The 25,218-nt window shown below is 70.7% G+C and carries 20 protein-coding genes; 3 read left to right on the top strand and 17 right to left on the bottom strand.

Annotated features, from left to right (window positions below; genetic code table 11):
* Positions 1-27: 27 nt before the first annotated feature.
* The 9 genes from OG741_RS22180 to OG741_RS22140 all read right to left on the bottom strand — a co-directional run bounded on the left by OG741_RS22180 (position 28) and on the right by OG741_RS22140 (position 14,202).
* Positions 28-1,233, bottom strand: a complete 1,206-nt coding sequence (locus OG741_RS22180) for a DNA polymerase III subunit delta' (RefSeq protein ID WP_405600487.1) — start codon at positions 1,231-1,233, stop codon at positions 28-30.
* Between the two features lie 397 nt (positions 1,234-1,630).
* Positions 1,631-4,639 (bottom strand): dTMP kinase, encoded by a 3,009-nt coding sequence (gene tmk, locus OG741_RS22175; RefSeq protein ID WP_405600486.1) that lies wholly within the window; start codon positions 4,637-4,639, stop codon positions 1,631-1,633.
* 109 nt (positions 4,640-4,748) lie between these two features.
* Complete coding sequence (gene topA / locus OG741_RS22170) at positions 4,749-7,589, bottom strand: type I DNA topoisomerase (RefSeq protein ID WP_405600485.1); 2,841 nt, start codon at positions 7,587-7,589, stop codon at positions 4,749-4,751.
* Between the two features lie 224 nt (positions 7,590-7,813).
* Complete coding sequence (locus OG741_RS22165; RefSeq protein ID WP_405600483.1) at positions 7,814-8,011, bottom strand: hypothetical protein; 198 nt, start codon at positions 8,009-8,011, stop codon at positions 7,814-7,816.
* A 157-nt stretch (positions 8,012-8,168) separates the two neighbouring features.
* Positions 8,169-9,680, bottom strand: coding sequence for a methyltransferase (locus OG741_RS22160; RefSeq protein ID WP_405600481.1), 1,512 nt, complete (start codon positions 9,678-9,680; stop codon positions 8,169-8,171).
* Positions 9,681-9,747: 67 nt separating this feature from the next.
* Positions 9,748-10,443 carry a small secreted protein gene (locus tag OG741_RS22155; RefSeq protein WP_405600479.1) on the bottom strand — a complete coding sequence of 232 codons (696 nt, stop codon included), beginning with the start codon at positions 10,441-10,443 and terminating at the stop codon, positions 9,748-9,750.
* Positions 10,444-10,630: 187 nt separating this feature from the next.
* Positions 10,631-13,036 (bottom strand): sodium-translocating pyrophosphatase, encoded by a 2,406-nt coding sequence (locus tag OG741_RS22150; protein WP_405600477.1) that lies wholly within the window; start codon positions 13,034-13,036, stop codon positions 10,631-10,633.
* Positions 13,037-13,309: 273 nt separating this feature from the next.
* The gene (locus tag OG741_RS22145; protein ID WP_266479825.1) at positions 13,310-13,756 is read right to left on the bottom strand and encodes an ATP-binding protein; all 447 of its coding nucleotides are present in this window, start codon (positions 13,754-13,756) and stop codon (positions 13,310-13,312) included.
* A gap of 92 nt (positions 13,757-13,848) precedes the next feature.
* Entirely contained in the window at positions 13,849-14,202 is a 354-nt protein-coding gene (locus tag OG741_RS22140) for an STAS domain-containing protein (RefSeq protein WP_003967428.1), read from the bottom strand.
* A gap of 78 nt (positions 14,203-14,280) precedes the next feature.
* On the opposite strand from OG741_RS22140, the gene OG741_RS22135 reads away from it, so the two are divergent.
* Positions 14,281-16,764: a DEAD/DEAH box helicase gene (locus OG741_RS22135; RefSeq protein WP_405600475.1), complete on the top strand. Its 2,484-nt coding sequence runs from the start codon at positions 14,281-14,283 to the stop codon at positions 16,762-16,764.
* Here OG741_RS22135 and OG741_RS22130 read toward each other — a convergent pair.
* The 7 genes from OG741_RS22130 to ssd form a co-directional block, all read right to left on the bottom strand.
* On the bottom strand, positions 16,700-17,104 hold the full coding sequence (locus OG741_RS22130; RefSeq protein WP_405600472.1) for an Rv3654c family TadE-like protein: 405 nt from the start codon (positions 17,102-17,104) through the stop codon (positions 16,700-16,702). The two genes, OG741_RS22135 and OG741_RS22130, sit on opposite strands and share 65 nt — an antisense overlap.
* Entirely contained in the window at positions 17,101-17,469 is a 369-nt protein-coding gene (locus OG741_RS22125; RefSeq protein WP_405600471.1) for a TadE family type IV pilus minor pilin, read from the bottom strand. The genes OG741_RS22130 and OG741_RS22125 overlap by 4 nt, the downstream gene beginning before the upstream one ends.
* Positions 17,456-17,626: a DUF4244 domain-containing protein gene (locus OG741_RS22120; protein WP_266479833.1), complete on the bottom strand. Its 171-nt coding sequence runs from the start codon at positions 17,624-17,626 to the stop codon at positions 17,456-17,458. The genes OG741_RS22125 and OG741_RS22120 overlap by 14 nt, the downstream gene beginning before the upstream one ends.
* 89 nt (positions 17,627-17,715) lie before the next feature.
* Complete coding sequence (locus tag OG741_RS22115; protein WP_405600468.1) at positions 17,716-18,486, bottom strand: type II secretion system F family protein; 771 nt, start codon at positions 18,484-18,486, stop codon at positions 17,716-17,718.
* Positions 18,483-19,331: a type II secretion system F family protein gene (locus tag OG741_RS22110; RefSeq protein ID WP_405600464.1), complete on the bottom strand. Its 849-nt coding sequence runs from the start codon at positions 19,329-19,331 to the stop codon at positions 18,483-18,485. Before OG741_RS22110 ends, OG741_RS22115 begins: the two co-directional genes overlap by 4 nt.
* Positions 19,331-20,479: a TadA family conjugal transfer-associated ATPase gene (locus OG741_RS22105; protein ID WP_405600462.1), complete on the bottom strand. Its 1,149-nt coding sequence runs from the start codon at positions 20,477-20,479 to the stop codon at positions 19,331-19,333. The genes OG741_RS22110 and OG741_RS22105 overlap by 1 nt, the downstream gene beginning before the upstream one ends.
* Positions 20,476-21,576, bottom strand: a complete 1,101-nt coding sequence (gene ssd / locus OG741_RS22100; RefSeq protein ID WP_405600460.1) for a septum site-determining protein Ssd — start codon at positions 21,574-21,576, stop codon at positions 20,476-20,478. The genes OG741_RS22105 and ssd overlap by 4 nt, the downstream gene beginning before the upstream one ends.
* Positions 21,577-22,055: 479 nt before the next feature.
* On the opposite strand from ssd, the gene OG741_RS22095 reads away from it, so the two are divergent.
* A complete protein-coding gene (locus OG741_RS22095; protein WP_405600458.1) occupies positions 22,056-22,913 on the top strand; it encodes an HAD family hydrolase in 858 nt (285 codons plus the stop codon).
* 347 nt (positions 22,914-23,260) lie between these two features.
* On the opposite strand, the gene OG741_RS22090 is transcribed toward OG741_RS22095, so the two are convergent.
* Positions 23,261-24,091: an oxidoreductase gene (locus OG741_RS22090; RefSeq protein WP_405600456.1), complete on the bottom strand. Its 831-nt coding sequence runs from the start codon at positions 24,089-24,091 to the stop codon at positions 23,261-23,263.
* A gap of 102 nt (positions 24,092-24,193) precedes the next feature.
* Between OG741_RS22090 and OG741_RS22085 the strand changes: the two genes are divergently transcribed.
* Complete coding sequence (locus OG741_RS22085) at positions 24,194-25,180, top strand: ATP-binding protein (protein WP_405600454.1); 987 nt, start codon at positions 24,194-24,196, stop codon at positions 25,178-25,180.
* The last annotated feature ends 38 nt before the right edge of the window (positions 25,181-25,218 follow it).

Genomic DNA, 25,218 nt, shown 5'->3' with positions numbered 1-25,218 from the left:
TGAGCCGGTCAACACCGTCGCGGTGGCTCAGCCCGCGCGCAGAGCCACCGCCATCGCCTCGACGGCCAGCAGGGGCGAGACATTGCTGTCCAGCGCCTGACGACAGGCGACCACCGCTTCTATCCGGCGCAGCGTGCCCTCGGGGGTCGAAGCGCGGGCGATCCGGTCGAGAGAGTCCCGTACGTCGAGATTGGCGAGCGCGACCTCGGAGCCCATCTGGAGGGCGAGCACATCGCGGTAGAAGCCCGTCAGATCGGTCAGCGCGAGATCCAGGCTGTCGCGCTGCGAACGCGTTTTCCGGCGCTTCTGCCTGTCCTCTAGCTCCTTCATCGCCCCCGCGGTCCCCCGGGGCATCCGCCCCCCGGCCGATGCGCCGAGAGCCGCCTTCATATCCTCGGTCTCCTTGACGTCGACCTCCTCGGCCACCTGATTGGCGTCCTCGGCGGCGGCGTCGATCAGCTCCTGGGCGGCCTTGAGGCAGCCGCCGATGTCCTCGACGCGCAACGGCATCTTCAGCACGGTCGCCCGGCGGGCCCGGGCCCGCTCGTCCGTCGCCAGGCGGCGCGCCCGGCCGATGTGCCCCTGGGTGGTGCGGGCGGCGGACATGGCGACATCGGGCTCGATCCCGTCACGCCGGATCAGTACGTCGGCCACCGCCTCGACGGGTGGCGTACGAAGCGTGAGATGGCGGCAGCGGGAACGGATCGTCGGCAGCACATCCTCGATCGACGGCGCGCAGAGCAGCCACACGGTGCGGGGGGCGGGCTCCTCGACGGCCTTCAGCAGGACATTGCCCGCGCCCTCCGTGAGCCGGTCGGCGTCCTCCAGGATGATCACCTGCCAGCGCCCGCCGGCCGGGGAGAGCTGCGCGCGGCGGACGAGCTCTCGGGTGTCCTTGACGCCGATGGAGAGCAGGTCCGTACGAATCACCTCGACGTCGGCGTGCGTACCGACAAGGGTGGTGTGGCAGCCGTCGCAGAACCCGCACCCGGGCTCCCCGCCGAGGGCACGGTCGGGACTCGTGCACTGCAGCGCCGCGGCGAACGCCCGAGCGGCGGTGGACCGCCCGGAACCGGGCGGACCGGTGAACAGCCAGGCGTGCGTCATCTTGGACGCGTCCGGCGGCCGCTCACGGCGGGCTTCGGCGGTGACGCGGGTGTCGGCGTCCCGGGCGGCGGCGGAGAGCTGCGCGTGGACGCGCTCCTGGCCGACGACGTCGTCCCATACGGCCATGGGCCGTCACCCGCCTTTCTTGCGTGGGGGTCTCCATTGTGGGGGCAAGGTCTGACAGCGGGGTGCGGGTCGGGGGCGTCTCCCCCACCCCGCCCCTTCCCGAGACTGGGGCAAGCCCCGAGGCCCCCAGGGGGAAGGGGGCTGCGCCCCCACACCCCGATGCGCCAGCTTCGCGGCGCGATGCGGGCACCCCGCATCCCCGGCGTCGCCTTCGCGGCGCGGGGGCCCACAAGCGTCACCCCGCGCGGACGCCCGCACCCCGCGGCAGGGGCAGGACTGCGCCGAAATCTGCGGTCCCGACGCGGCCCCGGAGCGGCCCCCGACGGTCACCCTGCGGCGCCGGGCAACACAAGGCGCGGACCCCAAAGCGCAACCGACCCCGGAGCGGACCCCAGACTCAGCGCCTCCTGCGGCTGCCGCCGTTCTCGTCGTCCTCGTGCGGGCCCAGCAGTTCGTCCGCCAGTGTCGGGAGGTCGTCCAGTGGCGTTTCTTCCGCCCAGTCCGAGCGGCGGCGCGGGCGGCCCGAGCTCGGGTCGACCTGGGGGAGCTCACGCGTGCGCTCGTCCCGGGCCGCGCCCGCGTCCCGTACCGGAGGGAGCACGGCCGTCTCGTCCGCGTCCCGTACCGGAGGAAGCACCGCAGTCTCGTCCGCGTCCGCCGGGACCTTCGGGAGTACCGCCGTCTCATCGGCCACGGGCGTCGGCGTCGGGACCTCCTGCGTCACCGCGTCCGGCGGCGCGACCACCGGCGTAGGCACCGTCACCTCCGACGGCGAGGGCGCAGCCGCCGCTGCCTCCGCCTCGGCCAGCCTCCGCGCCTCCTCGGCCCTGAGCAGCGCCTCCTCCGCCTTGCGCTGCTTCTCGAGACGCCGTTCCTCCGCCTCGGCCCGCAGCCGGGCCTCCTCCTCAGCCTGCCGGCGAAGCCGTTCCTCTTCCTCCCGGCGCGCCTTCTCCTCGGCCAGCCGCCGCGCCCGCTCCTCGTCGGCAAGCCGCCGTGCTTCCTCGGCCCGCTGCCGGGCCTCCTCCGCCTGCCGTTCGGCCTCGCGCTGCCGCGCCTCCTCCAGCTCGCGGCGCTTGCGCTCCTCCTCCTCGGCGCGGAGTTTCGCGAGCTGTTCCTGCCGCTCGCGTTCGAGCCGCTCTTCCTCCGCCTTGCGCGCGGCCTCTTCCTCGGCCCTGCGCCTGGCTTCTTCCTCGGCCGCCCTGCGCGCCTCTGCCTGCGCCTTCACCTCGGCCTCGGACAGGGGCAGCATCTGGTCGAGCCGGTGCCGTACGACCGTGGTGACCGACGCGGGCTCCTGCCCGGCGTCCACCACCAGATACCGGCCCGGGTCTGCCGCCGCGAGGGTCAGGAATCCGGCCCGCACCCGCTGGTGGAACTCCGCCGGCTCCGACTCCAGCCGGTCCGGCGCCTCGGTGAAGCGCTCCCTCGCCGTCTCCGGGGAGACGTCGAGCAGCACGGTCAGATGCGGTACGAGTCCGTCCGTGGCCCACCGGTTGATACGGGCGATCTCGGTCGGGGACAGATCGCGGCCCGCGCCCTGGTAGGCGACCGACGAGTCGATGTAGCGGTCGGAGATGACGATCGCGCCGCGCTCCAGCGCGGGCCGTACGACCGAATCGACGTGCTCGGCACGGTCGGCGGCGTACAGCAGCGCCTCAGCGCGGTTCGAGAGCCCCGCCGAGGACACGTCGAGCAGGATCGACCGCAGCCGCTTCCCTATCGGCGTGGCGCCCGGCTCACGCGTCACGACGACCTCGTGGCCCTTCGCCCGGATCCACTCCGCGAGCGCCTCGACCTGTGTGGACTTCCCGGCCCCGTCGCCGCCCTCCATGGCGATGAAGAACCCGGTCGGGGACGGTGCCTGCGCCGGGTCGGCCCCGCCGCGCAGCGCGTCGCCGAGGTCCCGGCGCAGCGGAACTCCGGACCGGTCGTCCGTCTTGGCGAGCACCACGGCCGCGACGGGCAGCAGCAGCGCGCCGACCAGCATCAGCGTGAACGCCGCGCCGCCGTGCGCGAAGACGAAGTCCCCGCTCGCGAGCCGGTGCGGCCCGATCGCCGCGGCGAGCAGCGGAGCCGCCAGCGCGCCGAGGGCGATGGCGACCCGTACGACCGCCTGGAGGTGCTCGGTGATCCGGGGACGCCGGAAGTCTTCGGCCTCCTGGTCGATCAGCGCGTGCCCGGTGCTCGCCGCGACACCGGCCGCGAGTCCCGCGAGCAGCGCGATGAACAGCACGCTCGCCGTGTCGGGCACCAGGCCCATCGCGAGCAGCGCGATGCCGGTGACGGCGAGCGCGATGGCGAGCAGCCGCCGGCGCGAGAGCGTGGGCAGTACGGCGGCGGCGGCGCGGATGCCGACACCGGTGCCGCCGGTCAGCGCGAGCACGAGAAGCGCGAAGGCGGCGGGCCCGCCGCCCAGGTCGAAGGCGTGCAGTACGGAGACGGCCACGGCGGATGCGATCGCGGCGGCGACCGACCCGCAGGCGAGGACGAACAGCGGTATGGCGCCCGTACGCCCCCGCTCCAGGCCGTTGCCGGTGGACGGACGGCGCAGCCCTTCGAGCGGCGAACGCGGCCGCGGGGTCTGCGAGCCGGGCAGTTCGACGAAGTACAGCGTCGAGATGGACGCGGCGAAGAGACCGGCCGCGACATACGAACCGAGGGCCGCCTGGTGCAGCGAGAACCAGTCGATGCCCGAGCCGAGCAGGTTTCCGATCAGCGTCGCCACGAGCAGGACCGCGGCCCCGGCGGGGATGACGGCGAAGCCCGTACGCAGCCACAGCGTGCGCAGCGCGTCGAGGTGGTCCGGCAGCGGGCGCACGGCCGCGCCCTCCAGCGGCGGGGCGGGGAGCAGCGCGGGAGCGGCACCGTCGCGGGCGACCGTCCAGAAGCGTTCGGCGACGCCCGCGACAAAGACGGTGATCAGCAGCATCGCCGGGGCATTGTCCGGGGTCCAGTCGATCCACAGCGGCGCGACGACGAAGAGTGCGAGCCGCAGCCCGTCCGCCCCGATCATCGTCCAGCGCCGGTCGAGCGGTCCCTTGGGCGAAGTGAGAGTGGTCAGCGGGCCGAGCAGTACCGCGCCGAAGAGCAGCGTGGCCAGCACCCGCGCACCGAGCACGGCGGCGACGGCGAACGCCGCTCCGCGATAGCCCTCCCCGAAGGTGCCCGCCAGGACCGAGGCCTGCAGCGTCAGCAGGAGGAGGACAAGGAGGGCGACAGAGTCACCGATCCCGCCCACGACCTGTGCGTTCCACAACCGCCTGAGCGGGGGGAAGCGCAGCAGGGCGCGCACCGCGCGTTCACGGGAATCCGCGCCAAGTGCGTCGGTTGCGTCGGAGTCTGAGGCAGTCTCTGAGGCGGTGCTCACGACCGCCTGCTGCTCGGCTGGCTGCTCGGCTCGCGTCATCCGCCCAGCCTATCCGGAGCGCGCCGCTCCCCGGAGGCCTGTCCGAACATACGGGCGCTTTGTACGGAGGGTGCGATACCTCCCGTTCGAAGCGCCCACAGGCAAACCGCTACTCGTCCGCCGACGCCTTCGTCGATGCCTTGGCCGACGCGGTCGTCTTCTTTGCCGCAGCGGCCGACGTCGTCTTCTTCGCAGCGGTCTTCTTGGCCACCGCCTTCTTGGCCACGGTCTTCTTGGCCGCGGCCTTCTTCGCGGGTGCCTTCTTGGCCGGAGCCCTCTTCGCCGTCTTCTTGGCAGGCCCCTTGGCCCGCTTCTCGGCGAGCAGCTCGTAGCCGCGCTCCGGCGTGATGTCCTCGACGCTGTCGCCGGTGCGCAGCGTCGCGTTCGTCTCGCCGTCGGTGACGTACGGACCGAAGCGCCCGTCCTTGACGACCACGGGCCGCTCGCTGACCGGGTCCGTACCCAGCTCCTTCAGCGGCGGCTTGGCCGCGGCCCGTCCGCGCTGCTTGGGCTGCGCATAGATCGCCAGCGCCTCGTCCAGCGTGATGTTGAAGAGCTGGTCCTCGGTCTCCAGGGAGCGCGAGTCCGTGCCCTTCTTCAGATACGGGCCGTACCGGCCGTTCTGCGCGGTGATCTCGACGCCGTCCGCGTCCTTGCCCACCACACGCGGCAGGGACATCAGCTTGAGCGCGTCGTCGAGCGTGACGGTGTCCAGGGACATCGACTTGAAAAGCGAGGCTGTGCGCGGCTTGACGGCGTTCTTGCCGGTCTTCGGGGTGCCCTCGGGAAGGATCTCCGTGACGTACGGACCGTAGCGGCCGTCCTTGGCCACGATCTGGTTGCCGCTCACGGGGTCGGCGCCCAGCTCGAAGTCGCCGCTCGGCTTGGCGAGCAGCTCTTCCGCGTACTCCACGGTGAGCTCGTCCGGAGCGAGCTCGTCGGGCACGTCGGCGCGCTGATGGCCCTCCGCGTCCTTCTCGCCGCGCTCGATGTACGGGCCGTACCGGCCGACGCGCAGCATGATGCCCTCGCCGACCGGGAAGCTGGAGATCTCCCGGGCGTCGATCGCGCCGAGGTCCGTCACCAGCTCCTTCAGGCCACCGAGGTGGTCCCAGTCGCCGTTGCCCGCGCCGGAGGCGGCACCCTTGTCGTCGCCCTCGCCGAAGTAGAAAGCCTTCAGCCACGGCACGGCCTGCGCCTCGCCGCGCGCGATGCGGTCGAGGTCGTCCTCCATCTTCGCCGTGAAGTCGTAGTCGACGAGCCGGCCGAAGTGCTTCTCCAGCAGATTGACCACGGCGAAGCTCAGGAAGGAGGGCACGAGCGCCGTCCCCTTCTTGAACACATAGCCGCGGTCCAGAATCGTGCCGATGATCGACGCGTACGTCGAGGGGCGGCCGATCTCGCGCTCTTCCAGCTCCTTGACCAGCGAGGCCTCGGTGTAGCGGGCCGGCGGCTTGGTCGCGTGGCCGTCCACCGAGATCTCCTCGGCGGAGAGGGCATCACCCTCGGAGACCTGCGGGAGGCGCCGCTCACGGTCGTCGAGCTCGGCGTTCGGGTCGTCGGCGCCTTCCACGTAAGCCTTCATGAAGCCGTGGAAGGTGATCGTCTTGCCGGACGCGGTGAACTCGGCGTCCCGGCCGTCGGAAGCACGGCCGCCGATCCGGACAGTGACGCTGTTACCGACCGCGTCCTTCATCTGCGAGGCGACGGTCCGCTTCCAGATCAGCTCGTAGAGCCTGAACTGGTCGCCGGTCAGACCCGTCTCGGCCGGAGTGCGGAAACGATCACCCGAAGGGCGAATCGCCTCGTGCGCCTCCTGCGCGTTCTTGACCTTCCCGGCGTACACACGCGGCTTGTCCGGCAGATAGTTGGCGCCGTACAGCTGCGTGACCTGCGCCCGGGCCGCCGAGATGGCGGTGTCGGACAGCGTGGTGGAGTCCGTACGCATATAGGTGATGAAGCCGTTCTCGTACAGCTTCTGCGCGACCTGCATGGTGGCCTTGGCCCCGAAGCCCAGCTTGCGGGAGGCCTCCTGCTGCAGCGTCGTCGTACGGAAAGGTGCGTACGGAGAGCGGCGGTACGGCTTCGACTCGACGGCCCGGACCGCGAACGACGCATCGGCCAGCGCGGCGGCGAGTGCCCGGGCGTTCGCCTCGTCGAGGTGGAGCACCTGTGCGGACTTGAGCTGCCCGTCCGAGCCGAAGTCGCGGCCCTGGGCCACACGCTGCCCGTCGACGGTGTTCAGCCGGGCCGTGAGAACGGAGGGGTCGGAGGCGTCCCCGGCGCGGCCGGTGGAGAAGGTGCCGGTCAGGTCCCAGTACTCGGCGGAGCGGAAGGCGATGCGCTCGCGCTCACGCTCGACGACGAGACGGGTGGCGACGGACTGCACACGGCCGGCGGACAGCCGCGGCATGACCTTCTTCCACAGGACCGGCGAGACCTCGTAGCCGTAGAGACGGTCGAGGATACGGCGGGTCTCCTGGGCGTCGACCATGCGCGTGTTGAGCTCGCGCGGGTTCTCGACGGCCTCACGGATCGCTTCCTTGGTGATCTCGTGGAAGACCATCCGGTGGACGGGGACCTTGGGCTTGAGGACCTCGAGCAGGTGCCAGGCGATCGCCTCGCCCTCGCGGTCCTCATCGGTGGCGAGGAAGAGTTCGTCGGACTGGGCGAGCTGCTCCTTGAGCTTCCTGACCTGGGCCTTCTTGTCGGCGTTGACGACATAGATCGGCTGGAAGTCATTGTCGACGTCGACACCGAGGCGGCGCACCTCGCCGGTGTACTTCTCCGGCACCTCGGCGGCGCCGTTGGGGAGGTCGCGGATGTGCCCGACGCTCGCCTCGACGACATAGCCGGGGCCGAGGTAGCCCTTGATCGTCTTCGCCTTGGCAGGCGACTCGACGATCACGAGTCGGCGGCCGCCCTGTGCGGTCTCGCTGGTCGGGGACAACTTCGCTCTTCTCTCCGGTCGACGCTCTGTGGGCGCTCACGGCTGCACGGCACTGGGTGCGGCACGGCTGTGACGCTGCTGTCGCTGCGGAGTGTGACGGTACAACCCGCCCCCGTGTCAAACGGCAAAAGCCCGCAACGGCCACTCGAACGGTAACCCGAGTCCGGCCATTCCTGCCGCCCCGGAGCGGCACGACGGCGCTTCGGCGCCCAGATGCCCCCAGATCAGACGCGGCCGAAGCACCAGAGACCGAGTGCGAGGAATCCCGCGCCGAAGAGGGCGGCGAGAGCGAAGGCCGTGGCGGGACTCACTCCGTGTGCGACCGGCGCCCGGTGGCGCACACGTGCTCCCGTCCACAGCAGCAGCCCGGCCCCGAACAGCGTGAACGCCGTCCCCGCGAAGATCGCCGGCCCGCTCTCCATGCCCGTACCCGGTCCTTCCCTGAAGCCGAGGTCTCCCGGAGGCCGAGGCTGGCACCTCCGGGCGACACGGGTGCGAATTCCGGGTGAACGCCGCGTCGGCTCACCCACCCGGAGGTCGACCCTCCTCTTCTTCTGTTTGATGTTGGCCGGTTTCACCTCATGGACGGACCGGTTCCAGAAAACCTTCCTCGACCAGCAGCCGCAGCGCCTGCGGGGTGCGATCACGCAGCACCACCGGATCCTCGTCGAGCAGCTGGGCGATCGCGTCCAGAATCCGTCCGGCACTGAGCGTCCCGTCGCACACCCCGGCGAAGCCCGCGCCGACCGTGTCGACCTTGGTGGCGCGCCGCATGCCGCGGTTCTGACGCAGCACCACATGCTCCGGGTCCTCCGCGCCCGGCAGCCCGACCTGCTCCTGCACGACCTCCGGGGCCAGCGTGAAGTGACCGGCGAGCAGCGCCGCGTCGTCATGCGTCCGCAGATAGTCCTGCCGCTCGAAGTGCGCCTGCACGCCGGCGCCGAGCGGCTGCTCGACAGGGTGCGGCCACTCCTCGGCGACGATCGAAGGGCGCTCGGAACCGGACTTCCTGAGCGTGATCCAGCCGAAGCCGACGGCCTTGGTCTTACGAGCCTCGAACTCGTCCAGCCACGCCTCGTACCGCGCGGCGTACTGAGCGGGGTCACTGCGGTGGTCGCCGCTGTCCCGCAGCCACAGTTCGGCGTACTGCGTCACGTCCTGCACCTCGCGCTGGGCGATCCAGGCGTCACAGCCGCGCGGCACCCAGGAACGCAGCCGGTCCTGCCACTCCTCCCCCTCCACGTGCTGCCAGTTGGCGAGGAACTGGGCGTATCCCCCGTCGTTCAGCCTGTCCCCCGCCTGCTGAACGAGCGCACGGCACAGATCGTCCCCGCCCATCCCGCCGTCCCGGTAGGTCAGCCGGGCGCCGGGGGAGATGACGAACGGAGGGTTGGACACGATCAGGTCGAAGGTGTCCTTGTGGACAGGCTCGTAGAGCGAGCCCTCGCGCAGATCGCTCTCCGGGGCCCCGGAGAGCGCCAGGGTGAGCCGCGCGAAGTGCAGGGCGCGCGGGTTCAGATCGGTGGCCGTCACGCGGATCGCGTGCTGGGTGGCGTGCAGCGCCTGAATGCCGGAGCCGGTGCCCAGGTCGAGTGCGGAGGACACCGGCGTACGAACGGTGATCCCGGCGAGCGTGGTGGACGCCCCGCCGACACCGAGAACAACACCCTCGCCCTGGCCGCTCGCACCACCCGCACCGCCGACGGCGCAGCCCAGGTCGGAGACGATGAACCAGTCCTGGCCCTCGGGACCGCCGTACGGCCTCACATCGACCGTGGCGCGTACGTCCTCGCCGTCCTGCACCACCCAGCCGTCGGCAAGGCACTCGTCGAGCGGCAGAGCTGCCCGCGCCCGCCCGGGGGCGACGGAGCGCTGGAGCAGAAACAGCTGTACGAGGGTGTCGAGGACGCCGTCCCCGCGGGTGGCGCGCAGGGCAGGCACCGTCTCACTGCGGGCGAGCGCGGCATACGCGGGAGCGCCGAGCAGGTCGAGCAGTCCGTCAGCGGTGAAGTCGGCGGCGAGGAGGGCTTCACGCAGCCGGGGCGAGCGGTCGGGCGAAGGAAGGCCTGGGGCAGGGCTGGTCGTACTCACCCGCCCATTGTGGCGGCCGGCACTGACAAACGCCGCACGGCCGGGCCCCCTTCTTGCCCGCCGGCTCCTACAGCTCGCTCGGCAGCTCGCTCGGCTTTCCTGCCGAGACCGTCACCGAGGGCTTCGGCGCGGCCTTCGCCGACGCCTTCGCCGGTGCCTTCGACGAAGCCGGGGTCGAGGGGGAGTCCGAGCCGGAACCGCCCGCGGGGGGACTCGAGACCTTCACCGTCCGGCAGCCGGGCTCCTTGGCCATCGCCTTGCCCAGGTCACCGGACTGCAGCTTCTTCACCGCGTCCTGCTTCATCTTCTCGATCGTCGCCAGACCGTCGGCGACGCCCTGCAGCCCGTCCGCGAACTTCTGCTGGTCCTTGGCGTTGAGCCCGTCGACCTGCTTCTTCAGAGCGAGGTAGGCCTTGGCCGTCGCCTGGAGTTCGGCGACCGCGTCCTGCTGGACCTTCGCGCCGTCGTCGATGGGCGGCGTTCCGCCTGCCTTGACCGCGGTGGCGAGTGAGTTGTTCACATCGGCGAGGTCCTGGAAGGCCTTCGAGTCGGCGGCCTGGATGTCGGCGGGCTTGCCGTCCGCCGCCGTCGAGATGATGGCCTGCTCAGCGTTGGCCCTCTTCTTGATCTGCGGCTGCGCCTGGTCGCAGAACGTCTTGGCCCAGTCGTTCACCTTGTTGTCGCCGTCGTCGTCGGTGCAGCCCGACAGCGCCAGTACCAGTACCGCGCCGCCCGACAGTGCGGCCGCAAGCTTCTTGTTCACCGGATTGGTCCCTTCCAAGGCTCTCGGCCCCGGAACATACACGCCAAGTGGGCGACAACCGCATGTCGTATGTCCGCTCTGTAACCTATTGAAGCCATTTGCACCAAGAGAGACAAGGCTCACGACGGCGCACAAACGGGCGGGCGACACGTCAATACGCGCCGCCCGCCCGCCTCTTGAGCAGGTGTTACGAAACCACCGCAGGATCAGGTGACTTCGCGCTCCGTTCCGCATGGTTGTCTTCGTCACCGACGGCGATGCCGCGCCGCTTGGAGATGTACACCGCGCCGATGATGACGAGGATCGCGAGCACCGCCACCAGCGCCCTGATTCCGGCGCTGGAGTCGTCCCCGTAACTGAACTGGATCACCGCGGGCGCAATCAGCAGCGCCACCAGGTTCATCACCTTCAGCAGCGGGTTGATCGCCGGTCCCGCGGTGTCCTTGAACGGGTCGCCGACGGTGTCACCGATGACGGTGGCGGCATGGGCGTCGCTGCCCTTGCCGCCGTGGTGTCCGTCCTCGACGAGTTTCTTGGCGTTGTCCCACGCGCCACCGGAGTTGGCGAGGAAGACGGCCATCAGCGTGCCGGTGCCGATCGCGCCCGCCAGGAAGGAGCCGAGGGCTCCCACACCGAGCGAGAAGCCGACGGCGATCGGGGTCAGTACGGCGAGCAGACCCGGTGTGGCCAGCTCGCGCAGCGCGTCCTTGGTGCAGATGTCGACGACGCGCCCGTACTCCGGCTGCTCGGTGTAGTCCATGATCCCGGGGTGCTCGCGGAACTGCCGCCGCACCTCGTAGACGACCGCGCCCGCCGAACGGGACACCGCGCTGATCGCGAGACCCGAGAAGAGGAAGACGACCGCGGCGCCGAGGATCAGGCCCACCAGATTGTTGGGCTGCGAGATGTCCATCACGAGGTTCATCGGAGCGCCCTCGCCGACCGTCTCGCCGACGTCCCTGGCCGCGGTCGCGATGGCATCGCGATACGAACCGAAGAGCGCGGACGCGGCCAGAACGGCCGTGGCGATGGCGATTCCCTTGGTGATGGCCTTGGTGGTGTTGCCGACGGCGTCGAGGTCGGTGAGCACCTGGGCGCCCGCGCCCGTGACGTCGCCCGACATCTCGGCGATGCCCTGGGCGTTGTCGGAGACGGGTCCGAAGGTGTCCATGGCGACGATGACGCCGACCGTGGTGAGCAGACCGGTACCGGCCAGAGCCACCGCGAACAGGGCGAGCATGATCGACGTACCGCCGAGCAGGAACGCCCCGTACACACCGAGACCGATCAACAGCGCGGTGTAGACGGCGGATTCCAGACCGATGGAGATACCCGCCAGCACCACGGTCGCTGGTCCCGTCAGCGAGGACTTGCCGATGTCCCTGACGGGACGCCGGGTGGTCTCGGTGAAGTACCCGGTCAGCTGCTGGATCAGGGCCGCGAGCACGATGCCGATGCCCACGGCGACGAGCGCCAGAATCCGCGGGTCTCCGGGGTGCGACTTGATCGCGGCCTCGGTGACACCGTCCAACTCGGCGTACGTGGACGGCAGATAGATGAACACCGCCGCGGCCACCATGCCGAGCGAGATCAGCGCGGAGATGAAGAATCCGCGGTTGATGGCAGTCATCCCGCTGCGGTCGGCGCGCCGCGGGGCGACCGCGAAGATACCGATCATCGCGGTGACCACGCCGATCGCCGGGACGATCAGCGGAAAGGCGAGTCCGGCGTCGCCGAATGCCGCCTTGCCGAGGATGAGCGCCGCGACGAGCGTGACCGCGTACGACTCGAAGAGGTCGGCCGCCATACCGGCACAGTCACCGACGTTGTCGCCCACGTTGTCGGCGATGGTGGCGGCGTTGCGCGGGTCGTCCTCCGGGATGCCCTGCTCGACCTTGCCGACCAGGTCGGCGCCGACGTCGGCGGCCTTGGTGAAGATGCCGCCGCCGACACGCATGAACATGGCGATCAACGCGGCGCCGAGGCCGAAGCCCTCGAGCACCTTGGGCGCGTCGGCCGCGTAGACGAGAACGACGCAGGAGGCACCGAGCAGGCCGAGGCCCACCGTGAACATGCCGACCACGCCTCCCGTCCGGAAAGCGATCTTCATGGCCTTGTGCGAGACGGCCGTCAGATCCTTTTCCGGCTCGCCCTCCGCCGGTGTCGCTTCACGCGCGGCCGCTGCCACGCGCACATTTGCTCGTACGGCCAGACGCATGCCGATGTATCCGGTGGCCGCCGAGAAGAGCGCGCCCACCAGGAAGAACACCGAACGTCCGCCACGCTGTGACCAGTCGTCGGCCGGAAGAAGCATCAGCAGGAAGAACACCACGACGGCGAAGACGCCGAGGGTGCGCAACTGCCGGGCCAGATAGGCATTCGCGCCCTCCTGCACGGCTGCCGCGATCTTCTTCATGGAATCAGTGCCCTCGCCGGCGGCCAGCACCTGGCGCGTCAGCACCTGGGCGACGATCAGTGCCGCCACCGCGACCGCGGCGATGACGATAACGATCAGCCGGTTGCTGTCGGTGAGTACCGCGGCTGCGAGAGAAGTGGGGTGGTCGGTCAGTTCTGGGATGAAGAGCCCCGCCATTCGTCCTCCTTGACGCTCAGAGCTCAAGATGTGGACGGATTGTAGGTAGCGGAACCTGATCAAAACAGGGCGCGGCAATTGGAATTGACCTTCACTTGCTCCTCAGCAAATGATCGGGTTCCGAAACGCCCCCCGAAAGAAGTAATGGGGCAAAGGCATTGACGCGCGATAAATGATCTAGAGAAATGGAAAGAGGCCCTGCTCAGCAGGGCCTCTTTCCAAAGAAAACGATCAATGCGCCGACAGTTCGGCACCGTTGTCGATCATCCGCGATCAGGGCACGACGGTGACAGGCGTCGTCGGCCAACTCATCCGGATCACGCCCCCCTCCTCGGTGGACGTGACCTCCACGTCGTCGACGAGACCGCTGATGACGGCGAGACCCATCTCGTCCTCGCCCTCGGAGTCCAGGTCCTCGTCCGTGGCGTCACGGGCTCCTGGGGCCCCGGAGGACCCCTCGGCGCCCGCGCTCGGGACCTCGTCCCCGACCTCGATGGAGAAGGCCTTCTCCTCCTCGGTCAGGACGACCCTCACAGGGGCCGTGATGCCATGGCTGCGATGCAGCCCGACCGCACGGCTGCACGCCTCGCCGACCGCGAGACGGACCTCGTCCAGCACGGCCTCGTCGACCCCTGCCCGGCGAGCCACGGCAGCGGCCACCAGACGGGCGGTCCTGACATGCTCAGGCTGGGCGCTGAAGCGGAGTTCAACGGTGGCCATGCAATCCCCCTCGGACGTACGGGCGTGCATCTCAGGGGCCCGGGCTGGATGCCCGGTGCCCCTCACTTCTTCCGGAAGTCTGCGGCCGACCGTCAGTCGGTGGCCGCGACAGCTTCGTCGACCGTGGTGTGAATGGGGAACACCTTGGTCAGACCTGTGATCCGGAAGATCTTGAGAATGCGCTCCTGGTTGCAGACCAGGCGCAGCGAACCCTCATGCGCGCGAACGCGCTTCAGGCCACCCACGAGCACGCCGAGGCCGGTGGAGTCGAGGAAGTCCACGCCTTCCATGTCGACAACCAGGTGGTAGCTGCCGTCGTTCACCAACTCGACCAACTGCTCGCGCAGCTTGGGCGCGGTATACACATCAATCTCGCCACCGACCTCGACGACCGTACGGTCGCCACCAGGGCCGGACACATTGCGAGTCGACAGGGACAGGTCCACGGATCCTCCAGCACCTTGCTATCGAGCGGCCGCCCCCTCAGGTCTCCCCGGCGGAGCCAGAGACGGTCGCCAGCCGCGATGGCATTCAATCACTTACCAGCAGCCATGCACGACGCCTTGGGACCATTGTCCGTCACGCCGGTGACACACTCGGTGCCGATGGCCAAGAATCACCGTCCCAGACGACCCGCCGAGAGCGGGGACAACCGCCCCTCCCCGGCTACGGTCCTCGACCGGCTCGCCGCGGGGGCGAGCCGTGCCGCGCGCATCACTCATACGGAGCACTTGCCCCCTAGGCCCGGCCGCCATGCAGTCTGGCCCGACCGCATCCGCCCGGAAGTGATCAACGCCATTCAGCAGGCGGGGATCGACCATCCGTGGGCCCACCAGGCAACCGCCGCCGAGCACGCCCTGGACGGCGAATCCGTGGTGATCGCCACCGGCACCGCCTCGGGCAAGTCCCTGGCCTACCTGGCGCCCGTGCTCACCACCCTCCTCGACGGCGCCGACGCCCCCAATGGACGCGGTGCCACGGCCCTCTACCTGGCCCCGACCAAAGCTCTGGCCGCCGACCAGTGCCGCGCCGTGAAAGAGCTCGCCGCGCCGCTCGGCAACCGGGTGCGTCCCGCCGTCTACGACGGCGACACGCCGGTCGAGGAACGCGAGTGGGTCCGGCAGTACGCCACGTACGTCCTGACCAACCCCGACATGCTGCATCGCGGAATACTTCCCTCACACCCCCGCTGGTCCTCCTTCCTGCGCTCCCTGCGCTACGTCGTCATCGACGAGTGCCACACCTACCGGGGCGTCTTCGGCTCCCATGTCGCCCAGGTGCTGCGCCGCCTTCGCCGCGTATGCGCCCGCTACGGTGCGAACCCGGTCTTCCTCCTCGCCTCCGCCACCGCCGCGGAACCCTCGCTGGCCGCCGGCCGCCTCACCGGCCTGCCCGTCCACGAGGTGGCCGACGATGCCTCGCCGCGCGGTGAGCTCGTCTTCGCCCTCTGGGAGCCCCCGCTCACCGAGCTGCACGGCGAGAAGGGCGCACCGGTGCGCCGTACCGCCACCGCCGAGACCGCGGACCTGCTCACCGACCTGACCGTCCAGGGCGTCCGCTCCGTCGCCTTCGTACGCTCCCGGCGCGCCGCCGAGCTGATCTCCGTCATCGCCAAGGAACGTCTCGCCGAGGTGGACCGCTCGCTGCCCCCGCGTGTCGCCGCCTACCGGGGCGGCTACCTCCCCGAGGAGCGCCGCGCCCTGGAGCGGGCCCTGCACTCCGGCGAGCTCCTCGGCCTCGCCGCCACCACCGCCCTCGAGCTCGGTGTCGACGTCTCGGGCCTCGATGCCGTGATCATCGCCGGATACCCCGGCACACGGGCCTCGCTCTGGCAGCAGGCCGGCCGCGCGGGCCGCTCGGGCCAGGGCGCCCTGGCCGTGCTCGTCGCCCGAGACGATCCGCTGGACACCTACCTCGTCCACCATCCCGAGGCGCTGTTCCAGCAGCCGGTGGAGTCCACGGTCCTCGACCCCGACAATCCGTACGTCCTCGCCCCCCATCTGTGCGCTGCCGCTGCCGAGCTTCCCCTCACGGACGCCGACCTTGAGCTCTTCGGCCCTGCGACCGCCGAGCTCATGCCCCAGCTGGAGGCCGCCAAGCTGCTCCGGCGCCGGGCCTCCGGCTGGCACTGGACCCGCCGGGAGCGGGCCGCCGACCTCACCGACATCCGGGGCGAGGGCGGCCGCCCTGTCCAGATCGTGGAGGCCGCCACCGGCCGGCTGCTGGGCACGGTCGACGAATCGGCCGCCCACACCTCGGTCCACGACGGCGCCGTCCATCTCCACCAGGGCCGTACGTACCTGGTGAAGCACCTGGACCTGGAGGACTCGGCCGCTCTCGTCGAGGAGGCCAACCCGCCGTACTCCACCACCGCCCGCGACACCACCTCCGTCTCCGTACTCGAAACCGACACCGAGATCCCGTGGGGCGACGGACGCCTCTGCTACGGCTCCGTCGAGGTCACCAACCAGGTCGTCTCCTTCCTGCGCCGCAAACTCATCACCGGTGAGGTGCTCGGCGAGACCAAACTCGATCTTCCGCCGCGCACCCTGCGCACCCGGGCCGTGTGGTGGACGGTCACCGAGGGCCAGCTGGACGCCGCCCGGGTCAATCCGGAGCAGCTGGGCGGCGCCCTGCACGCCGCCGAGCACGCCTCCATCGGGATGCTGCCGCTCTTCGCCACCTGCGACCGCTGGGACATCGGTGGCGTCTCGGTGCCGCTCCACCCGGACACGCTTTTGCCGACTGTTTTCGTGTACGACGGCCATCCGGGTGGCGCGGGCTTCGCCGAGCGGGCCTTCCACACCGCCCGTGAGTGGCTGACGGCCACATGCGAGGCGATCGCGTCCTGCGAGTGCGAGGCGGGCTGCCCGTCCTGCATCCAGTCCCCGAAGTGCGGCAACGGCAACGACCCGCTGCACAAGCGCGGCGCGGTCCGCCTCCTCACGGAACTGCTGCGGGACGCCCCGGCGGCGCAGGAGGCCCCGGTGGCCCCGCCCGCGACCTGACCGCCGGGCCGTACGGGCCGAAGCGGGCCTGCGCCGTCACGTCGGCGATCTCACCCCGCACCGCACAGCGCACCACCGCGGCACCCTGTGCCCGGGCCACCTCGGCCGCCTTCGCGCAGGCGGTTGCCGTGCCCCGCAGAGCCTGATCGGCAGCCGCCAGCGCGGCCAAGTCGGCTGCGGAGCCTGCGCGATGGCGGGCGACCACGGCCTGCCCCATGGCGAGGACGACGGCGAAGACGGCACACAGCACGGTGGTCGCCATGGCCACCCACACGGTCGCGGAACCCCGGTCCCGGTCCTGCTCCCGGTCCTGGCCTCGGCATCGCCGGTTCCGGTTCATGAGGCGACCTCCTGGCCCGCGGCGTCCTCCGCGAACGCAGCCGCCTCCGCGCTGAGCGTCAGAGCCAGCGCACCCGGGCCCGGGGCCTTCGCCTCGACCCGGACACGCCAGAGGTCACCTGTCCGCCCCAGCGTGACGCTGGCGCCACTGGGAGCCGCCGAACGGGCGGCGGCCAGCGTGGCCGCCAGCGGCTCGGACCGGGCGGCGGCGCGCGCCCCGGCCCGGGCCGCGTCCACGCACTGAATCTGCGCGGACGCGGCCATCAGCGCCCAGACCAGGGCCATGGCGAAGACCACCAGAGCGGGCAGCGCTACAGCCGCCTCCGCCGTCACGGACCCCCTGTCGGCTACCTCAGAACTGCGCATCGAGCGCCTTCCCGATCACCGACTGGAGCGCCCCCGAGACGGCCCCGCTCGTGACGACCTTGTACAGAACGGCGGCGAAGGCGCAGGCCGCGATCGTCCCCATGGCGTACTCGGACGTGGTCATGCCCGCGTCCTTGCGCATCGTGTCCTTACGCATCCTTCGCGTCAGCCCGCGAAGCCATCCCCGTACCGGATTCCACATGTCAACCCCCAAGAGTTCTCGTTCAGTTGCACAGCTGCGCGTGCTCAGTTGCCGTTCAGCAGTCCGTCCGCCAGGCCGATCACGACCGGGGCCACGCCCACCGCGAGGAAGGCGGGCAGGAAGCACAGCCCGACCGGGGCCGTGATCAGGACCTGCGCCTTGCGGCCTCGTTGTGCGACCGCCCGCGCCCGGTCCGCCCGGAAGCGCTCGGCCAGCCGGGACACCGGTTCCGCGGCCGGAGCCCCGGTCGAGTCGGCTCGCTCCAGGCAGCGGCCCAGCGCCTCCGCTCCCGGTATCCGCCCGAACCACCCCCACGCCCGCGCCGGCTCACCTCCGAGCCGCAACTCCGCTGCCGCCCGCGCCAGCCGCTCGCCGACCGGTCCGCCCAGCGACTCCCCGACCGCCTCCGCCGCCTCGCGGGGCCCCGCCCCGGCCGAGATACAGGCAGCCAGGAGGTCGGCGGCAAGGGGCAGTTGGCGGCTCGCCTCCTGGTCCTCGGCTCCCGCGGCCGGCTTACGGCTTCGCTGCCAGCGCGATACCCCATACGCCCCGCCGAGCCCGACAAGGCAGCCGGTCACCCCGCCGACGAGGACACAGCCGGTGATCACCGCACCCAACGGCGCCGCCCAACGCCTCGCCCATGCCCCGTACTCCGGCCGCCGTCGCTGCCGCTCGCGCTCCACCCTCAACAGCGCCTGGATCCGCCTGCGCACGGCGCGCCGACGCCGCCTTGCTGCGATCGTGAAGGCCAGGAATGCCGCCGCGGCCACGACGCACACCAATACCCCCAGCCTGTGGACGGTGTCCCCGGTCACGGCTCGCCTCCCTGACGCACGATCCGCCCTGCCCAGCAGAGACCCGCTGTCTCCAGCAGGCCGCCGACGACCAGGCACATCAGGCCCGCCGGAGTGTGCAGCAGAACCCGCAGAGGGTCGGCACCCAGCGCCCAGCCCATCCCGAGACCCGCCAGCGGAAGCAGGGCGAGGAGCCCGATGGTGGACCACGCACCTGCCAACTCGGTTTTCAGATCGGCCTGTTGGTCCCGCTCGGCCCGTAAGGCCGCCTCCAGCCGGTCGAGCCCGGCGGCCAGACCCGCACCGCTGTCCACGGCCACCCGCCAGCAGGCAGCGACTCCCGCAAGCCCATCCGCACCCGGCTCCCGCGCCGCCTCCCGCAGTGCCTGGGGAACGTCGCCCCCGAAGCGCGCGGCCGCGAGTACCCCGGCGTCCGCATCGCCCAGCACCCCGGTGGACCTCGCGGCGAACAGCAGCGCCTGCCCGGGCTGGAGCCCCGCGCGCAGTTCGCCGGCCACCGCTCCGCACAGGGTGACCACCCCGTCGGCCCGTCGTTCCTGCTCGCGCCTCAGCTCCCGGGCCCGCAGCCGCCGCCTCACCAGCGGCACCGCCACCACCCCCGCGATCAGCGGCAGCACCGACTCACCCAGCACGGCGAGGACAAGGGCAACGGGCACGCACAGCCACTCCCTCCGCAGCCCGAGCCGCGGCAGCACGCCCTTCCACGCCCACCACGGGGAAGCCTTCACGGCGCCGCCGCCCGCCAGCAGCAACCGCGCCCGCCTGAGCCCCTGTTCACGCCCGACCGTCAGCCACGCGGCCGCCCCGGCACACACCGCTGCCGCGTACACCTGCTCGCCGGCCATCACAGCGCACCTCCGATCAGCGACCGCAGCCGCTCCCAGCCCCGCCCGTACGCGAAGGCCTCCGCGCCCCACCGCAGTGCGGGCACGGTCACCACCAGCCCCGCCGCGTCCCGGTCCAGGACATGCACCTCGGCGATCCGCCGCTGCCCGCCCCTGTCCCGTACGAGATGGATCACCACGGCGAGAGCAGCCGCCAACTGGCTGTGCAGCGCCGCCCGGTCGAGCCCCGCCGCCGTCCCGAGCGCCTCAAGTCGGGCCGGTACATCCGCCGCGGCGTTGGCGTGGACAGTCCCGCAACCGCCCTCGTGCCCGGTGTTGAGCGCGGCCAGCAATTCTGTGACCTCCGCGCCGCGCACCTCCCCGACGACAAGCCGGTCGGGCCGCATCCGCAGCGCCTGGCGCACCAGGTCCCGCAGCGTCACCCGGCCCGCGCCCTCCTGGTTCGCCGTACGCGACTCCAGCCGGACCACATGCGGGTGTTCGGGTCTGAGTTCCGCCGAGTCCTCGGCCAGCACGATCCGCTCGCGCTCCCCCACGAGGCCGAGCAGGCTCGACAGGAGAGTCGTCTTGCCCGATCCGGTCCCGCCGCTGATCAGGAACGAAAGCCGGGCATCGATCAGTGCCCTCAACACCCGGTCCCCGCCGGGCGGCACCGTCCCTGCCGCGACGAGCTCCCCCACGGAGAACGCCCGGGGCCTGACGACCCGCAGCGACAGACACGTCGAGCCGACCGCCACCGGCGGGATCACGGCATGCATGCGGGTCCCGTCCGGCAGCCGGGCATCCACCCAGGGCCGGGCGTCGTCGAGGCGCCTCTCCGCCACCGCCGCGAGCCGCTGCGCCAGCCTGCGCACCGACGCCGTGTCGGCGAACGTCACACCCGTGAGCTCAAGTCCACGGCCCCGGTCCACCCACACCCGGTCGGGCGCGGACACAAGGACATCCGTCACGGAAGGATCGGCCAGCAGTGGCTCCAGGGGCCCCGTCCCGACCAGTTCGCACCGTAACTCCTCGGTGCCGCCGAGCACTTCGGCGTCCCCCAGCAGACGTCCCTGAGCCCGCAGCGCGGCCGCCACCCGTGCCGGTGTGGGCTCGGCGCCGCTCGCCGCGAGCCGCTGTCGCACGGCGTCCAGCAGTCCGGTGCTCATGAGACCCCGCCACCCGTCAGCGCGCGATCCCAGAAGGCGGCGCAGAACCTGGCCAGCGGCCCGCGCGCCCCTCCCGGTGGAGCGCCTGAGTCCTGCGCAGCCAACAGGCCCGCCTCCGCAGGCAGTTCACCGGCCAGCGGCAGTCCCAGGGCGTCCGCGACCCACTGCTCGTCCAGACCCGCCGCGAACGGGCCGCGCACCACCACGCGCAGGTCCTGGAGCACCATGCCCACCGCCGACGCCACGCGATTCGCCGCAGCCACGGCCCGCAACTCGCCCGGCACCACCAGCAGTCCGAGATCCAGCTGGGCCAGGGCCTCCGCCACGCCCTCGTCCACCCGGCGCGGCAGATCCACGACCACCACCCCGCCGCGCCTGCGTGCCGCGGCCAGCACCGACCGCATCGCCTCCGGCGGAATGACCACCGAGTCGCTTCTGTCCCAGCTGAGCACCCGCAGGGCATGCAATTCGGGCAGCGACTCCTCCAGCGCCCCGCCGGCAACCCGTCCCTTGGAGGCCGCGAAATCCGGCCACCGCCTGCCTTCTGCCTGCTCTCCGCCCAGCAGCACGTCGATCCCTCCGCCGAGCGGGTCGCCGTCGACGAGCATGGTGCGCTGCCCGGTCCTCGCCGCGGTCACCGCCAGCGCGCAGGCCAGCGTCGATGCCCCGGCCCCGCCCCGGCCGCCGATCACCCCCACAGTGAGTGCCTGCCGTCCGACCCCCTCGACCACATCGGCGATGCGGTCGACGAGCCAGCTCTCGGCGTCGGGCAGCCGCAGCACGCAGTCGGCCCCGATCTCCACCGCCCGCCGCCAGACGTCCGGGTCATCCTGATCACGTCCGACCAGAAGCACACCGCGTCTGCGCGCCGCGCCACGACAGCGAGCGGCCGCATCGTCGCCGACGAGGACCAGCGGCGCCCCCTCCCAGCTTCCCCTCCGCTCCGGCACCGAGTGATGGACATCCGGCTCGGCCCCCGCCGCGGCACACAACCGCAGCAGATCGTCGAGCAGTTCCATGTCCTCGGTGACGATCAGCGGCCCGTCCCGCCGCCCTTCGACGGCCGGCGGCCGTGTGGACGTGATGGATCCAGCCACGTACTCCACCCCCTGATTACTTCGATCTCGCTTCGTGCCGAGATCTGCGATTCCTGCGGTCCGCGAACTGTGCGGCTGGAATCACCGTGCAGCGCACCGGGAAATCGTGTGGATCTTGCTGAAAAACTGTGGACAACTAGCCACTTGTGAATATCCCGCTCGCTCGTACCGGTGACTCCCGGGAGCAGCACTTCCGCTACGCACAGTGACCGTGCAGGGTGATGGAAGGCCGTCGACGGCGCAGCTCGCACGAGGGGAGAACGATCACCATGGATCGCAGCAGCGGGACGAAAAGGCGTCCGGACATGCGACGACCCCCGCCGGGGGGGAGAGCGGGGGTCGTCTCTCCGGCCGACTCGGGGGGGGAGGAGCCGGACCGGGTTAGCACGGTCGCGAACGATCCGTGACTTCCATGGTGTACCCGAGAGCCTTCTCAGGCAAACCCACGCGCCCGAGCGTACGCCGAATGGCGGGCACCTATGCTCAGGCTCGTGGAAAACCACTCCTTGCCGCGCACAGCCGCCTTCTTCGACCTGGACAAGACGGTCATTGCGAAGTCTTCGACGTTGACCTTCAGCAAGTCCTTCTACCAAGGCGGGCTGATCAACCGCCGCGCCGTACTGCGTACCGCCTATGCCCAGTTTGTCTTTCTCGCCGGCGGCGCCGACCACGACCAGATGGAACGGATGCGCCAGTACCTCTCGGCGCTCTGCAAAGGCTGGAACGTCCGGCAGGTCAAGGAGATCGTCGCCGAGACCCTCCATGACCTGATCGACCCGATCATCTACGACGAGGCCGCGTCCCTCATCGAAGAGCACCACGCCGCGGGCCGCGACGTCGTCATCGTCTCCACCTCCGGCGCCGAGGTGGTCGAGCCGATCGGCGAGCTGCTCGGCGCCGACCGGGTGGTGGCCACCCGCATGGTGGTCGGCGACGACGGCTGTTTCACCGGGGAGGTGGAGTACTACGCATACGGGCCGACCAAAGCCGAAGCGATCAAAGAGCTCGCCGCCTCGGAGGGCTACGACCTGGCGCGCTGCTACGCCTACAGCGACTCGGCGACGGACGTCCCGATGCTTTCCTCCGTCGGACATCCCTATGCAGTGAACCCGGACCGGGCACTACGCCGGGAGGCGACCGCGCGCGGCTGGCCGATTCTCGTTTTCAACCGTCCGGTCCGCCTCAAACAGCGGCTGCCTGCCCTGTCGATGCCACCGCGGCCGGCCCTGGTCGCGGTGGCTGCGGTGGGGGCGGCGGCCGCGACCGCCGGGCTCGTCTGGTATGCGAGCCGGCGACGCAATGCCGCGGCTCAGATTGCCACTGCCGCCGCTGTGTAGATATACGTCCGTGTTTGAACCTAAAAGTAAAGATGTACAGCTAGGGGTTCCGCTTCCCCTCCCGCTGGAGTACAAATGAATCAACGGCCCGCGAGACCAAGGACATCCGAAAGGATCACCTTTAACGCATGAAGGCCCACGGACCGAAGCATGAAAACTGAGCACCCACGCGACGTCGACCCGTCGATTACGGGCCAGCCGCACCAGGTGACGGGCAGAAGTTCCCGACCTGATGGGCAATATTTTGAGGACGCTTGGTAACTCGGCGGACATGCCAGCGGCGGTACCAATTCCGGTACCGCCGCAACCCTGTTCGGGGCTCTTTCAGGAACTTGTCCGGCCACAGTTCAGGCAGCGCCGCGCTGCAATGCCTCACACACGGCCGTCGACTCCCTGACCCCGAGTTCCACCGCACGCCCGCAGTGCGCGATCCACGCGGCCATCCCGTCCGGCGTGCCCGACAGATACCGCTCGAATGCTGCGACGTATGCCGCCCTTCCCTGCTCGGCGTGACCGACCTCGGCAGGACAGATCGCCTTCGGGTCGAGCCCGCTGCCGATCAGCACGATGCGCTCGGCGGCCCGCGCCACGAGACCGTTGTACGTACCGAACGGGCGCAGCGCCAGCAGCTCGCCGTGGACCACGGAAGCCGTCACCAGAGCCGGGGCGGAGCTGCCCGCGATGATCAGTTCGGCAAGTCCGTCGAGCCGACCGGTCACCTCGTCCGCATCCGGAAGCGGAGCCTCGATCAGCGGCTCGTCGACTTCCTCGCCCGCGAGGCGCGGCCTGCCCACCGTGGCGTCGTCACCGGCGCCGCTCGCCGCGACCAGATGCAGCCGGGCGAGCACACGCAGCGGCGACTGCCGCCAGATGGACAGGAGTTGACCCGCCTCGGCGGTCAGCCTCAGGGCCGCCCCCACCGTGCGCGCCTCGGGCTCGACGCCGAAGTCGGTCCGCCTGCGGACCTCTTCCAGCGCCCAGTCCGCACCGGACAGCGCGGCGGAAGCCCGAGCTCCGCGCAGCGCCGCCTCCGACGTGACCTCGGTGCTGCGCCGCCGCATCACCCGGTGACCGTAGACCCGGTCGACGGCTTTGCGTACGGAGTCCACGGAGTCGGCGACGCCCGGCAGGGAGCCGAGGGTGGCGAGGGGGTCGACCGACGAGGCATTCGTACTCATAGGTAGCGAGGCTACGCGCCCCCGGCCCACGCCCCACCTTGGAGTGGTCTTCTTCACGCAGTTTGACCACGTCATGCGATTGACCCACTACCCTAGGTGAACATGAAGATCGCTTTCGTAGGGAAGGGCGGCAGCGGCAAGACGACGCTGTCCTCGCTCTTCATCCGCCACCTTGCCGCCAATGAAGCCCCCGTCGTCGCGGTGGACGCCGACATCAATCAGCATCTGGGGGCCGCGCTCGGGCTCGATGAGGCAGAGGCCGCCGCGCTGCCCGCGATGGGCGCGCATCTGTCGCTGATCAAGGACTATCTGCGGGGCTCGAATCCCCGTATCGCCTCAGCCGAGACGATGATCAAGACCACGCCCCCGGGGGAGGGCTCGCGGCTGCTGCGCGTCTGCGAGGACAACCCGGTCTACGACGCCTGCGCGGTCAGCGTGCGCCTCGACGACGGTGACATCAGGCTGATGGCCACGGGTCCCTTCACCGAGTCGGATCTCGGGGTGTCCTGCTATCACTCCAAGGTCGGCGCGGTCGAGCTCTGCCTCAATCACCTGGTCGACGGCCCCGAGGAGTATGTGGTCGTCGATATGACCGCGGGGTCGGACTCCTTCGCCTCCGGGATGTTCACCCGCTTCGACATGACGTTCCTGGTGGCCGAGCCGACCCGTAAGGGGGTCTCGGTCTACCGCCAGTACAAGGAGTACGCACAGGACTTCGGCGTCGCTCTGAAGGTCGTCGGCAACAAGGTGCAGGGCCCGGACGACGTCGACTTCCTGCGCGACGAGGTGGGCGAGGACCTGCTGGTGACCGTCGGGCACTCCGGCTGGGTACGGGCGATGGAGAAGGGACGGCCGCCGCGCTTCGAGCAGTTGGAGGCCGACAACCGCATGTCCCTGCAGGCCTTGCAGAACGCCGCCGAGGACTCGTACGAAGACCGCGACTGGGAGCGCTACACACGCCAGATGGTGCACTTCCACCTGAAGAACGCGGAGAGCTGGGGGAACGCGAAGACGGGAGCCGATCTCGCGGCGCAGGTCGACCCCGCCTTCGTGCTGGCCGAGCCTGCCCCCGTACCGCAGCCCGGCTGAGGGGACGCCCCGGCGCCGAACGGCGCCAGGGGGCCCAA

Source organism: Streptomyces sp. NBC_01410 (assembly GCF_045040195.1).
Classification (GTDB): Bacteria; Actinomycetota; Actinomycetes; order Streptomycetales; family Streptomycetaceae; genus Streptomyces.
The sequence above is the reverse complement of the archived record's forward strand: the minus strand, read 5'-3'. Positions and strand labels throughout refer to the sequence as shown.

Bases quoted from the DNA above. Each gene is read 5' to 3' on its own strand.
- OG741_RS22180 (WP_405600487.1), bottom strand. From the start codon at position 1,233: ATGGCCGTATGGGACGACGTCGTCGGCCAGGAGCGCGTCCACGCGCAG.
- tmk (WP_405600486.1), bottom strand. From the start codon at position 4,639: ATGACGCGAGCCGAGCAGCCAGCCGAGCAGCAGGCGGTCGTGAGCACC.
- OG741_RS22165 (WP_405600483.1), bottom strand. From the start codon at position 8,011: ATGGAGAGCGGGCCGGCGATCTTCGCGGGGACGGCGTTCACGCTGTTC.
- OG741_RS22150 (WP_405600477.1), bottom strand. From the start codon at position 13,036: ATGGCGGGGCTCTTCATCCCAGAACTGACCGACCACCCCACTTCTCTC.
- OG741_RS22145 (WP_266479825.1), bottom strand. From the start codon at position 13,756: ATGGCCACCGTTGAACTCCGCTTCAGCGCCCAGCCTGAGCATGTCAGG.
- OG741_RS22135 (WP_405600475.1), top strand. From the start codon at position 14,281: ATGGCATTCAATCACTTACCAGCAGCCATGCACGACGCCTTGGGACCA.
- OG741_RS22130 (WP_405600472.1), bottom strand. From the start codon at position 17,104: ATGAACCGGAACCGGCGATGCCGAGGCCAGGACCGGGAGCAGGACCGG.
- OG741_RS22125 (WP_405600471.1), bottom strand. From the start codon at position 17,469: ATGCGCAGTTCTGAGGTAGCCGACAGGGGGTCCGTGACGGCGGAGGCG.
- OG741_RS22120 (WP_266479833.1), bottom strand. From the start codon at position 17,626: ATGCGTAAGGACACGATGCGCAAGGACGCGGGCATGACCACGTCCGAG.
- OG741_RS22110 (WP_405600464.1), bottom strand. From the start codon at position 19,331: ATGGCCGGCGAGCAGGTGTACGCGGCAGCGGTGTGTGCCGGGGCGGCC.
- OG741_RS22105 (WP_405600462.1), bottom strand. From the start codon at position 20,479: ATGAGCACCGGACTGCTGGACGCCGTGCGACAGCGGCTCGCGGCGAGC.
- OG741_RS22095 (WP_405600458.1), top strand. From the start codon at position 22,056: ATGCTCAGGCTCGTGGAAAACCACTCCTTGCCGCGCACAGCCGCCTTC.
- OG741_RS22090 (WP_405600456.1), bottom strand. From the start codon at position 24,091: ATGAGTACGAATGCCTCGTCGGTCGACCCCCTCGCCACCCTCGGCTCC.
- OG741_RS22085 (WP_405600454.1), top strand. From the start codon at position 24,194: ATGAAGATCGCTTTCGTAGGGAAGGGCGGCAGCGGCAAGACGACGCTG.